This window comes from Aliiroseovarius crassostreae (genome assembly GCF_001307765.1).
GTDB classification, from domain to species: domain Bacteria; phylum Pseudomonadota; class Alphaproteobacteria; order Rhodobacterales; family Rhodobacteraceae; genus Aliiroseovarius; species Aliiroseovarius crassostreae.
On record NZ_LKBA01000004.1, the window covers coordinates 333,558 to 345,617 of the forward strand.

12 protein-coding genes are annotated in these 12,060 nt (G+C 61.1%); 6 read left to right on the top strand and 6 right to left on the bottom strand.

Translation table 11 applies throughout. The annotated features are described in order from the left end of the window. Positions 1-3: 3 nt before the first annotated feature. Genes uvrC through AKJ29_RS03810 form a run of 4 tightly spaced genes read left to right on the top strand, consistent with a single transcriptional unit; the run spans position 4 to position 3,311 of the window. Positions 4-1,926, top strand: coding sequence for an excinuclease ABC subunit UvrC (gene uvrC / locus AKJ29_RS03795; RefSeq protein ID WP_055188078.1), 1,923 nt, complete (start codon positions 4-6; stop codon positions 1,924-1,926). 18 nt (positions 1,927-1,944) lie between these two features. Beyond that, positions 1,945-2,619, top strand: a complete 675-nt coding sequence (gene pgsA / locus AKJ29_RS03800) for a CDP-diacylglycerol--glycerol-3-phosphate 3-phosphatidyltransferase (RefSeq protein ID WP_055188080.1) — start codon at positions 1,945-1,947, stop codon at positions 2,617-2,619. Next, positions 2,612-2,860 carry a molybdopterin converting factor subunit 1 gene (moaD, locus tag AKJ29_RS03805; RefSeq protein WP_055188082.1) on the top strand — a complete coding sequence of 83 codons (249 nt, stop codon included), beginning with the start codon at positions 2,612-2,614 and terminating at the stop codon, positions 2,858-2,860. Before pgsA ends, moaD begins: the two co-directional genes overlap by 8 nt. 1 nt (position 2,861) lies before the next feature. Further along, the gene (locus AKJ29_RS03810; protein ID WP_055188084.1) at positions 2,862-3,311 is read left to right on the top strand and encodes a molybdenum cofactor biosynthesis protein MoaE; all 450 of its coding nucleotides are present in this window, start codon (positions 2,862-2,864) and stop codon (positions 3,309-3,311) included. A gap of 98 nt (positions 3,312-3,409) precedes the next feature. Here the strand turns inward: AKJ29_RS03810 and AKJ29_RS03815 are convergent, their stop codons facing one another. From AKJ29_RS03815 to fsa, 5 genes are all read right to left on the bottom strand, one after another. Beyond that, the gene (locus tag AKJ29_RS03815) at positions 3,410-3,775 is read right to left on the bottom strand and encodes a ribbon-helix-helix domain-containing protein (protein ID WP_055188086.1); all 366 of its coding nucleotides are present in this window, start codon (positions 3,773-3,775) and stop codon (positions 3,410-3,412) included. A 178-nt stretch (positions 3,776-3,953) separates the two neighbouring features. After that, a complete protein-coding gene (locus tag AKJ29_RS03820; protein ID WP_055188088.1) occupies positions 3,954-4,646 on the bottom strand; it encodes a CDP-alcohol phosphatidyltransferase family protein in 693 nt (230 codons plus the stop codon). A gap of 55 nt (positions 4,647-4,701) precedes the next feature. After that, positions 4,702-5,652 (bottom strand): tyrosine recombinase XerC, encoded by a 951-nt coding sequence (locus AKJ29_RS03825; protein ID WP_055188090.1) that lies wholly within the window; start codon positions 5,650-5,652, stop codon positions 4,702-4,704. A gap of 14 nt (positions 5,653-5,666) precedes the next feature. After that, a complete protein-coding gene (locus AKJ29_RS03830) occupies positions 5,667-6,374 on the bottom strand; it encodes a DUF484 family protein (protein ID WP_055188092.1) in 708 nt (235 codons plus the stop codon). 138 nt (positions 6,375-6,512) lie between these two features. Continuing rightward, positions 6,513-7,166: a fructose-6-phosphate aldolase gene (fsa, locus tag AKJ29_RS03835; RefSeq protein WP_055188094.1), complete on the bottom strand. Its 654-nt coding sequence runs from the start codon at positions 7,164-7,166 to the stop codon at positions 6,513-6,515. Between the two features lie 127 nt (positions 7,167-7,293). Between fsa and AKJ29_RS03840 the strand changes: the two genes are divergently transcribed. Beyond that, positions 7,294-9,492 (top strand): primosomal protein N', encoded by a 2,199-nt coding sequence (locus tag AKJ29_RS03840; protein ID WP_055188096.1) that lies wholly within the window; start codon positions 7,294-7,296, stop codon positions 9,490-9,492. Positions 9,493-9,613: 121 nt separating this feature from the next. Here AKJ29_RS03840 and AKJ29_RS03845 read toward each other — a convergent pair whose 3' ends face one another. Further along, complete coding sequence (locus AKJ29_RS03845; protein ID WP_055188992.1) at positions 9,614-10,648, bottom strand: YeeE/YedE family protein; 1,035 nt, start codon at positions 10,646-10,648, stop codon at positions 9,614-9,616. A gap of 147 nt (positions 10,649-10,795) precedes the next feature. On the opposite strand from AKJ29_RS03845, the gene AKJ29_RS03850 reads away from it, so the two are divergent. Further along, on the top strand, positions 10,796-12,031 hold the full coding sequence (locus tag AKJ29_RS03850; protein WP_055188098.1) for an MFS transporter: 1,236 nt from the start codon (positions 10,796-10,798) through the stop codon (positions 12,029-12,031). The last annotated feature ends 29 nt before the right edge of the window (positions 12,032-12,060 follow it).

A 12,060-nucleotide genomic window follows, 5' to 3' on the forward strand; every position in this document is an offset into this window, starting at 1 on the left:
ACCATGGATCAGGATCGTACGTCAGACAGTGCCACCAACCGGCCCGATGTCACCCCCGCCCCCGACGCCAAACCCAGGCCGGCCGGGCATGAGGTGATCCAGTCATATCTGCGCCTGCTGGACGGGTCGCCGGGTGTCTATCGCATGCTCGATGAAAAGGGGCGGGTGCTTTATGTGGGCAAGGCGCGAAACCTGAAAAAACGGGTGTCGAACTATGCCAAGCCCAGCGGGCACTCTGCGCGGATCGCACGGATGATCAGCCAGACCGCCTCGATGATGTTTCTGACCACCAGGACAGAGACCGAGGCGCTGCTCCTGGAGCAGAACCTGATCAAACAATTGAAACCGCATTTCAACGTGCTCCTGCGCGATGACAAAAGCTTTCCGAACATTCTCGTCACGGATCATGACTTCCCGATGATCAAGAAACATCGCGGTGCGCGGAAAGAAAAAGGGCAGTATTTCGGCCCCTTTGCCAGCGCGGATGCGGTGAACCGCACGCTGAACCAGCTGCAGCGCGTGTTCCTTTTGCGCAATTGCTCGGATGCGATGTTTGCCAGTCGCACCCGGCCTTGCCTGCAATTCCAGATCAAACGCTGTGCGGGCCCCTGCGTGGATCGCATCTCGAAAGAGGATTATGCCGGGCTGGTCAGCGAGGCGCAGGATTTCCTGTCCGGGCGCACCACCAAGATGCAGGGCGATCTGGCGGCCGAGATGCAGGCGGCGTCAGAGGCGATGCAGTTTGAAAAGGCCGCGGTCCTGCGCGACCGGATCAAGGCCCTTACCCAGGTGCAGCAATCGCAGGGCATCAACCCGCGCGGCGTGGGGGAGGCGGATGTGATCGCACTGCATATGGATGGCGGACAGGCCTGTGTGCAGGTCTTTTTCATTCGCGCCCATCAGAACTGGGGCAATCGTGATTTCTATCCGCGCGTGGGCAATGGGCGTGATGCGGTCAGTGCGGGGGAGGTTTTGCAGGCGTTTGTCGGACAGTTTTACGACCAGAAAGAGCCGCCACGCCTGATCCTCCTGTCAGATCCGCTGGATGATCAGGACCTGATGGAAGAGGCGCTGAGTGAGAAGCTGGGCCGCAAGGTTGAAATTGCCGTGCCGTTGCGGGGCGAAAAATCCGAACTTGTCGCCGGGGCGCAGCGCAATGCCCGCGAAAGCCTGGGCCGCAGGATGGCGGAAAGCGCCACACAGGCGCGGCTCTTGAAAGGGCTGGCCGAGGCGTTTGACCTCGACACCCCGCCCGCCCGGATCGAGGTCTATGACAACTCGCATATCCAGGGGGCACATGCGGTGGGGGCAATGATTGTTGCCGGTCCCGAAGGGTTTTTGAAAAGCCAGTATCGCAAATTCAACATCAAGGGGGAGGAGCTCACGCCGGGGGATGATTTCGGCATGATGAAAGAGGTGCTGAACAGACGGTTCAAACGGTTGCTCAAGGAAGATCCCGACCGGCAGGAGGGGCATTGGCCGGACCTTTTGCTGATTGATGGCGGGGCCGGGCAGGTCAGCGCGGTCCATGAGATCATGCAGGAGATGGGGGTGACCGACATTCCGATGGTCGGGGTGGCAAAAGGTGTGGATCGGGATCATGGCAAGGAAGAATTTCACCGCATCGGACAGCGCCCCTTCGCGCTTGGGCGCACCGACCCGGTGCTCTATTTCATCCAGCGCATGCGGGATGAGGCACACCGGTTTGCCATTGGCACCCACCGGGCCAAACGCGCCAAGGCACAGGGGGCAACGCCGCTGGATGAGGTGCCGGGTGTGGGGGCGGCCCGCAAGCGCGCGCTTCTGGCGCATTTCGGCTCTGCCAAGGCCGTGTCGCGCGCGGGGCTTGAGGACCTCAAAGCTGTTGATGGAATTTCAGAAAGTCTGGCCGAAACCATCTATGCCTTCTTCCATGACCGGTCGTGACGCGTTAAGGGTTATGCCATGAGATGGACACTTCCCAATATCCTGACCGTTGCCCGGCTGATCGCAGCCCCGCTGGTCCCCGTGATGTTCCTCTATTTCGCCCGGCCCTGGGCGGATTGGTATGCGATGATCCTGTTTATCGTCGCCTCGATCACCGATTACCTTGATGGGTATCTGGCGCGGGCCTGGAAATTGGAAAGCCTGTTTGGCGCCGCGATGGATCCGATTGCCGACAAGGCGATGGTGCTGATCGCGCTTCTGGTGATCAATGGCTATGCGGGCATGACCCCATGGATCCTTCTGCCCTCTGCGCTGATCATCTACCGCGAGGTGTTCGTGTCCGGCCTGCGAGAGACCCTTGGCGACAAGGCCCGTGCGCTGAAAGTGACCAATCTGGCCAAGTGGAAAACCACCGTGCAGATGGTGGCCATCGCGGTTCTGTTTTCGACCGGGATTTTCGAACACAGCCTGCTGGAGCGCACCATTGGTATGGATGACGCCATTGTCGCTGAGATCTTTGCCGGCACTTTTCCCGATGATCTGGGCTTGAATTTCTATGCGACCGGTCTCGTCTGGTCGACCTATATCGGTGTGTCACTTCTATGGATCGCCGGGATCCTGACCATGATCACTGGCTGGGATTACTTCCGAAAGGCGCTGCCCTTCCTGCGTGAGGAGCCTGAAAATGGTTGAAGTCATGTATTTTGCCTGGGTGCGCGAACGGGTGGGGGAGCCGCGCGAACAGGTCGACACCAACGCCGCAACTGTGGCGGAGCTGGTCGAGGAACTGCGCGCGCGGGAGCCGCGTTACGCCGAAGCGTTCAAAGATCTTTCCGCCCTGCGGGTGGCGCTCGATCAGGAGCTGGCGGATTTCGACGCACCGCTCGACGGCGTGCGCGAAGTGGCGTTTTTCCCGCCCATGACAGGCGGTTGATATGACTGTCCGTGTTCAGAACGAAGAATTTGACCCCAGCGACGAACTCCGTGGGTTTGGGCGCGGTCGCAGTGATGTGGGCGCCGTGGTCAGCTTTACCGGGGTGGTGCGGGATGATGATGGGTCGCTCGACCGGATGGAAATCGAACATTATCCCGGCATGACCGAAAAGGCGATTGCCGCTATGGTGGATCAGGCGTCCGGACGTTGGCAACTGGCAGATTGCCTTGTCATCCATCGGCATGGGCCGATGCGCCCCGGAGACCAGATCATGATGGTGGCCACCGCCGCCAAACACCGGGTGGCCGCGTTCGAGGCGGCAGAGTTTCTGATGGATTACCTGAAATCCCGCGCGCCCTTCTGGAAAAAAGAGTTCACGCGGGCTGGGGCAACGTCATGGGTGGATGCCAAGGTCAATGATGAAGAGGCGCTGAAGCGCTGGTCGGAATAAGTTGGTCGGAATAATCAGGGCGGCCCGCTTCTGGCCATCCGCTGGCTATCCGAAGGGGGGCTTTTGCACGTGGGCCCGCGAACGTTCTCACCTGAGTTTCAAGCTTCGTACACCACCCGCAGGCGGGGCTGTTTTTCGCGCTTCAGAGTGGCATCCGCATCCAGTTCCCGGATCGGCGTATCATCGTCCGGGATCTCGCCTTTCTGCAGCAGGTCCAGAAAGCGACCGCAACATACCCGCAGGAACGAGGCGAAACTGCCCTCGGTATGATCGGCGTCGATCGCTTCGAAATACAGCGTGTTGACCAGCTGCTCAGTATTCATTCCGTCCCGGCGGGCAATCCGCTCCAGTACGTCCCAGTAGAAATTCTCGATCTCAAGCGACAAAAGCGCCCCGTCCACGCGGAACACACGGGTGTTGCTTTCCCAAAAGGATGTGTCAGCTCCGACAAACAGACGGCACATGGGGGGACCTCCGACCTGAAACTAAAAATCATGTCTCTCGACTGGTGACATTTTACACCAAACTGTTTGCAAAGCGACCGGAGAAATCTGCTTTTACGCTAGGGCGTTTTCCGACCCGGAAACGGAAGGGATAAATAGGGGCAAGATCATCGCGGATCGGGCCGCCACCGGCCCGGCGTCAGCTGCGCTCGGGAATGATCTGTTGCGCAATCCCCGCCCCCAACAGGTAGATCGAGGTCAGAACCAGCCCCCAATGGGCCCAGCTTTCCGGATGGAACTCCACCCAGGCGGCCCAGCCAGCAAAAAAGGTCCAGGCCAGTGCCACCGGAAGGCTGACGCTCCGCCAGCGTTTTGTCCGGGTCGGGTGGATGAATTTCAGCGGAAAGAACATGGCGATGGCAAGGGTGACTACAAGCCCCAGCATCAGCCAGAAACTGGGCTCGGTGGCGAACAGGACAATGATCAGCATATTCCAGCAACCGGGGAAGCCGGAAAAGGAATTGTCCTTTGTTTTCATGCGTGTGTCCGCAAAATACACAACCGAGGTGAAGGTGATCACAATGATCGCCGCCCAGCCGGTCCAGCCGGGCATCAGCCCCGATTTGAACAGCGCATAGGCCGGGATGAACACATAGGTCAGATAGTCGATGATCAGATCCATCAACACCCCGTCATATTGCGGGGCATTGACCTTGACATCGTAATGGCGCGCCAGAGGTCCATCGACCCCGTCCACGGCAAAGGCCACGACAAGCCAGACAAACATCAGCCCCCATTTCTCATCCACCGCTGCCAGCATCGCCAGCATGGCGAAAACGGCACCAGTGGCGGTGAGCAGATGGACGAGCAGGGCTTTTGTACGAATATCCATGCGGCCCTTGTGCCGGAAAAGCGGGCTGGAAGAAAGGGGGAAGGTTGAGATTGTATTAGTCTGATGAGCGGGCGGCCGAACGGGCAGATGGGCGAGCCCGTGGGTGGGTCGCCTCATAAACCTCCATCAGGCGGGTGGTGTCGACCGCCGTATAGGCCTGGGTGGTCGACAAAGAGGCATGGCCCAGAAGTTCCTGAATGGCGCGCAGATCCCCGCCCGCATTCAGAAGATGTGTGGCAAAGCTGTGACGCATCGCATGTGGTGTGGCGCTGGCAGGCAGGCCGAGTTGCAGGCGGGTCTGCTCCATCACTTTCTGCACCTGCCTTGGCCGCAAAGCCCCCCCGAGCACCGCCCGAAACAGCGGTGCCTCCGGCGTTTCCGCATGGGGGGAAAGGCGGCGATAGGTTTCCACCGCGTGGCGGGCGGCTGGCAGCACCGGCACCAGCCGTTCCTTGCCGCCCTTGCCGTGGATCCGCAGCACCTCGGCCAGCGGGGCGTCTGCTGCGGTCAGGGAAAGGGCTTCGGAAATCCGCAAACCGCAGCCATAAAGCAGGGTGATCACGGCAATGTCCCGTGCCCCGACCCAGTCCTGGCGGGCCTGGTCGCCAACCAGATCCAGCACCGCTTTCGCGGCCTCCGCTGGCAACGGTCGGGGCAGTTTTTTGGAAAATTTCGGGCTGCGCACGGACAGTATGGCGGTGGCATCAAACCCGTCCCGGTCGGACAGCCAGCGATAGAAACTTTTCACCGCAGACAGCGCGCGGGCCAGCGACCGTGCCGCAACGCCGCGCCCGCGTTCATGCGCCATCCAGGCACGCATGTCCGACAGGGTGACATTGGCAAGGGCGGCCCGTCCCTGCGGTCCGCCCAGATGTGTGGCCATGAAGGACAGAAAGCCGATCAGGTCGGTCTGATAGGCCGAAATCGTGTTGTCGGAAGCCCCGTCCAGAGCCCGTTTGTGGGTCAAAAACCCCTCCAGCGCGTCCCGCGCACCGGGGGAGATCATGACCGCAGGGTCACTCACGACAGCCAGCGGCGCATTGCCCGTTCAAACACCCCGCCGAAGAATTGAAGAAGATCGGTGCCTTGCCCCGGTTTGAACTGATGCGGGTCCTCGGCCCCTAACACCAGCATACCGGGCAGACGACCATGGCCCAGATCAAGGCGGATGCAGGCCTCGGACCGCACCCAATAACCGCTTTCGCCGTATATGGCCGGATTTTGTTCCTGGATCTGACGTAGGAACACGGTGCGGCCGGATTGGTCATGCGATGTGCCGAGGTAGTCGTCGATGAAGCCGGGCTGGGCTGTGGCCAGCACCTGGCCCAGTTTCTGCACGGCTGCGTTCTTTTCGCTCTGCACCGTTTCCAGCACCAGTCGCACCGCGTCGACGCGCAAAATGTCCGCCACTTCGCCGCCAAGATCCATCATGAAATCTTCGAAATCTGCCGGATCCAGCATGCGCAGCACGGCGCGATGGATCAGGTTCATCCCTGCGAGGTTCTCATAAGCGGCGGCAATGACGGAGCGATGGGTGTCTTCCAGCCGGTCCAGCCGGGTCTCCAGCCGTTCCATTGCAACACCGCGCAAATCCACGATATTTGATCCCATCGCGCGTTCATTCGCAGCAATCAGCGCGTGCATAAGATCCTGATCATCCAGAATAACTTCGGGTCGAGAGATCAATGCCTCTCGCAAATCATCCGCAATGGAAAGAGAAGTCGCCATCACTGCCTCAGGTATTTTTGTTTATCTTTTCCCGTGTGTATACACGAAACGCACGGCCATTACCGCATGTTTTTGGTTAAAATACCGTAAAAGCGGCAGGGCCGTGGCCCCACCGCGACATGTTTTTCGATCCCGGTCTCAGAGGATCTTGATCTCCGCCGCAGCGATATCGGCCAGGAACGCGTCCAGACCCTTGTCGGTTAGCACGTGTTTTGCCATCGCCTGAATGACCGACGGGGGCGCGGTGGCCACGTCTGCGCCGACAATTGCGCAATCCTTCATGTGATTCACATTGCGCACCGAGGCAGCGAGGATCTGGGTTTCGAACCCGTAATTGTCATAGATGGTGCGAATATCTGCAATCAGCTCCATCCCGTCCAGCGCGATGTCATCCAGTCGGCCAATGAAGGGCGAGATGAAGGTGGCGCCGGCCTTGGCCGCCAGCAGTGCCTGATTGGGCGAGAAGCAAAGGGTGACATTCACCATGGTGCCTTCGTCCGACAGGGTTTTACAGGCTTTCAGCCCGTCCCAGGTCAGCGGCACTTTCACGGCGATATTGTCTGCGATCTGCGCCAGTTTGCGGCCTTCGGCGATCATGGTCTCTGCGTCGGTGGCGGTAACTTCTGCTGACACCGGGCCATCGGTGATGGTGCAGATTTCCTTGGTGACTTCGATAATGTCACGGCCCGATTTCTTGATGATCGAGGGGTTGGTGGTCACGCCGTCCAGCATGCCGGTGGCGGCAAGTTCCTTGATGGCGTCGATGTCGGCGGTATCGGCAAAGAATTTCATGCACGTTTCCTTAAGGTGGTTTGGCCCGGACCTCTGGGCCGGGTGGCTTGTTCTTGCCGCTCTCATAGCGCAGAAAGGGACGGGCAGAAACCCCTCACGGCAACCGGGACAAGGGCAGGTGATCCCCATGAGCATGGATGTGCGGCATTTCAGGGAAGGTGAACGGGTTGGCGTGCTGACCACCCAGCCACTTGACCGTCTCCTGACCTATCGTGCGCCGGAAGGGGGATGTGTCCAGGGCGCCTATGTCGAGGTGCCTCTGGGGCCACGCAAGGTGCTGGGTGTGGTCTGGGGGGCAGGCGAGGGGGGCTTTGACGCGGCCAAGCTGCGCAAGGTCACCAAGGTGATTGATGTGGCGCCGATGCGGCTCGAGATGGTGCAGTTCCTGACCCGTGTGGGGGATTATACGATCACGCCGATGAACCATATGTTGCGGCTGGCCACCCGCGCGCCGGGGTTGATGGATCCGCCCTCCATGCGCAAGGTGCTGCGCGCCTCCGGGTTTCGCCCCAACCGGCTGACCGATGCCCGCGCCAGGGTGCTTGCCGCGATGGATGACAATCCGGGGGCGGCGTTCACGCAGGCAGAACTGGCGGGGCTTGCGGATGTGTCGGCCTCGGTGGTGAAAGGCATGGTCAAACTGGGGGCGCTGCGTGAAGAAGATGCGCCGCGCGATTTGCCTTATCCCTTTCTGGATCCGCTCAAACCCGGCAAGACCCTGACCGAGGATCAGGCGGCAGCGGCCCGCCAGCTGTGTGACGGGGTGACGTCTGGCCGCTATGGCACCACGCTTTTGCGGGGCGTGACCGGGGCGGGCAAGACCGAAGTTTACATGGAGGCGGTGGCGGCGTGCCTGAAAAAGGGCCGTCAGGCGCTGGTGCTCTTGCCGGAAATCGCGCTGACATCCGAGTTTCTCAAACGGGTCGAGGAACGCTTTGGCGCGCGCCCTGCCGAATGGCATTCCGGCGTGACCATGACCGAACGCAGGCGCTGCTGGCGCATGGTGGGCGAAGGGGAGGCGCAGCTGGTGGTGGGCGCCCGGTCCGCCCTGTTCCTGCCGTTTCGAGACCTTGGCCTGATCATCGTCGATGAAGAACATGACAATTCCTACAAACAGGAAGACGGGGTGCTTTACTCGGCCCGCGACATGGCGGTGCTGCGCGCCTCGATCGTGGAGGCACAGGTGGTGCTGGCCTCGGCCACACCGTCGCTGGAAACCTGGGCCAATGCGCAAGCGGGCAAGTATAAACGCATTGACCTGACCAGCCGCTATGGCCCTGCCGTCCTGCCCGAGATGCGGGCGATCGACATGCGCAGCGAAGAGCTTGCGTCAAACTCCTGGATCTCGCCTGCACTCAGGGGGGCGGTGATGCGGCGGCTGGCAAAAGGTGAGCAATCGCTTCTGTTCATCAACCGTCGCGGTTATGCGCCGGTCACGATCTGCCGGGCCTGTGGGCACCAGATCGGCTGTGATCATTGCGATGCGCGCATGGTCGAACACCGGTTCCAGAAACGCTTGGTCTGCCACCAATGTGGTGAGACGAAACCGATGCCGGAGGTCTGTCCGGACTGTGAGGTTGAGGGCAAGCTTGCACCCGTGGGGCCGGGGGTGGAGCGGCTGGCGGAAGAGGTCACCGCCACCTTCCCCGAGGCGCGGATCGCGGTGCTGTCGTCGGACCTGTTTGGCTCTGCGCGGGCGCTGAAGGCCGAGATCGAGCGGATTGCGGCGGGCGAGGCCGATATCATTATCGGCACGCAATTGGTGGCCAAGGGGCATAATTTTCCCAAACTCACGCTGGTGGGCGTGATTGATGCGGATCTTGGCCTGCAAGGGTCCGATTTGCGCGCCGCCGAACGCTCGTTCCAGCTGATCCGCCAAGTGGCTGGCCGCGCCGGGCGATCAGAAGCACGCGGCACTGCGCTTTTGCAAACCTTCCAGCCCGAACACCCGGTGATCCGCGCAATCCTGTCAGGCGATGAAGAGAAATTCTGGAGCGCCGAAGCGGGCGAGCGCCGCCATGCCGGAGTGCCCCCCTATGGGCGCATGGCCGGGATTGTGCTGTCGGGCACGGACGTGCAGGCGGTGTTTGACCTTGGCGCTGATATGGCGCGGCGCACCCAGCCGCTGCAGGAAATCGGTGCGCAGCTTTATGGCCCCGCGCCCGCGCCCATCGCCCGCGTGCGGGGACGGCATCGGGTGCGGCTCCTGATCAAGGCGGATAAAACAGCGCCTATTCAGAACGCGATCCGCAAATGGCTCACCCAGTTTCCGGTCAAAGGCGACCTGCGCATTCAGGTCGATATCGATCCGCAGAGCTTTTATTGAGGGCAACCGCAGGCCGCAGAACGGTTGCCGGGGGGGAAGGGGCTTTGCCCCTCGGCCCCGCTTTGGCAGCGGGTCCTCACCCCAGGATATTTGTGGCCAGAAAATAAGGGAAAGGACGCCCTTATTCCGCTGGCTGCGCCACGCTGCCGCCTTTGGGCTGATCGACCAGATAATCGGTGATGATTGCCCCGACCCATATGCACAGGAGCGCAAGCCAGGTGGTGGCGACGAAGATCGACCCGCCGGTCACGCCTGCGCCAATCGCACAACCGCCCGCGAGCATTCCGCCAAACCCCATCATCACCGCGCCCGTCATCGACCGGCGCATCACGGCTTCGCCCTCATAGCCCTGGAACTTGAACTCGCCGGAAAGGTAACTTGCGGCAAAGGCGCCGATCACCACGCCGGGCACAAGGCCCACGTCAAATTCCAAAACCGGGTCCGAGGTGAGGAAAAACATCAGCGTATTGGCGGAGGGGCCGGTGAAGGTGGCGGAGGTCACGGTGACCGGGGCAAAGGCCGCTTGCGACAGCTGGAAGGTCAGCACCCAGCCCAGCGCCACCGCAAAGCCCACGCCGGAGCCGAAGATCAGCCGCCGTGCGCCAAGGTTTGAGCGTCGCGCCAGCGCCAGCACCGCCGTGCACAGCCCCAGCAAAAGGCCGAACCATTCCGGCAGGCCCACCAGCGTCAGCAGGTTCACATTGGTGCCGCCCTTGGTCATCCAGAGCGACGCCAGCCAGGTGCGGGTATCCGCCAGATAGCCGTGCAGCGACATCTGCGCCACGATCGCCATCAGCATCCCCGACATGACCGTTCGCAGGTTCCCGGTGGAGGCCAGCACCATGCCGACCCCAAACATCAGCCCGCCAATGATTGCGCCCGACCAGCTGCCGGTCACCGCCATCATCCGAGCGTCTTCCGTGCGCAAGAGCCCAAGCATCGCGGCCCCCTGCACCCAGATCACGGCGGTTGAGAAGGTCAGAAGCCTGATCGCCACGCTGGAGGACATGGTCCGCCGGGCAAATTCCACCGTGGCCGCCCGCAGACAAAATCGCGACCGCTGGGCCGCCACGCCAAACACGGTCCCGGTGATCAGGCCGAACAGCGCGGCAGTGGGGCGTTCTCCGATACGGTCCATCAGGGGAACAATGTTGATCATGGTGGCGGCGAGACCTCTGTTGCGCGGGTTTGGGCGAGTTTACGGGACGGGGGGCTGATACTTTGACTTATATCATAGAGAAATTGCGTTTGGTGAATGTGTTTTTATGTTGGCGCTAACCGAAAACGCGCGTATGGCGGGGTCATGAGACACACCACCCTGACCCTCGATGCAGCGCGTGCGCTGCCATTCTGGCGCCGCCCCGTCTTTTTGCTTCTGCTGATGACGGCGGCCATGCCGCTTGCGTTTTCAACCTGGCTTGCGCTCTTGAATAATTTCGTGATCGGTGAGGCGGGGTTCACCGGGGTGGAGATCGGCTGGTTGCACACGGTGCGCGAGATCCCGGGATTTCTGGCGATTGGGGTGATTGCACTTTTATGGATCATGCGGGAGCAGACCCTGGCGGTGGGCGCGCTTGCGCTTTTGGGGGCGGCGACGGCGATCACCGCGTGGTTCCCGAGCTTCTCGGGCCTGCTGATCGTGACCATGCTCAGCTCGGTCGGGTTCCATTATTACGAGACCATTGCGCAATCATTGCAGCTGCAGTGGATCGACAAGAAACGTGCGCCACAGATGCTGGGCTGGATCACCGCCGTGGGGTCGGGGGCATCGCTTCTGGCCTATGGGTTTCTGGTGCTGACCTGGAAGACACTCGGGCTGAGCTACAATTTCGTTTACATGCTGTCCGGCGGCCTGACCCTGGCCATCGCGATCTTCTGCTGGTTTGCCTATCCGAGGTTTGAAAGCCCCGAGCCGCAGCTCAAGACCTTTGTGCTGCGCCGTCGCTATTGGCTCTATTACGCGCTGCAATTCATGGCGGGGGCGCGGCGTCAGATCTTTGTCGTGTTTGCGGCATTCATGATGGTGGAGCGGTTCGGCTTTGAAGTGCACGAGGTGACGGCGCTCTTTCTGATCAACTATGTGGCCAATATGGTCTTTGCCCCCTTGATGGGAAAAGCGGTCTCGGTCTGGGGAGAGCGCCGCGCCTTGGTGTTTGAATATGTCGGGCTGGTGGGCGTGTTTCTGGCCTATGGCGGGATCTATTATTTCGGTTGGGGGGTGATGCTGGCCATGGGGCTGTATGTTCTGGATCACCTGTTTTTTGCCCTTGCTTTTGCGCTGAAGACCTATTTCCAGAAAATCGCGGATCCGCAGGATATTGCACCGACCGCAGCCGTGGCCTTCACCATCAACCATATTGCCGCCGTGTTCCTGCCGGCGCTTCTGGGCTATCTCTGGGTGATCTCGCCCGGGGCGGTGTTTGCGTTGGCGGCGGGTATGGCCATGGTGTCCCTGACCCTTGCACTCCTGATCCCGCGCCACCCGGAAAAAGGTCACGAGACCGTGTTTGCCGGCCCTCTTGCCAAGGCGGCAGAGTAGCCCCACCTTTGGGGCAGAACAGGAGGATG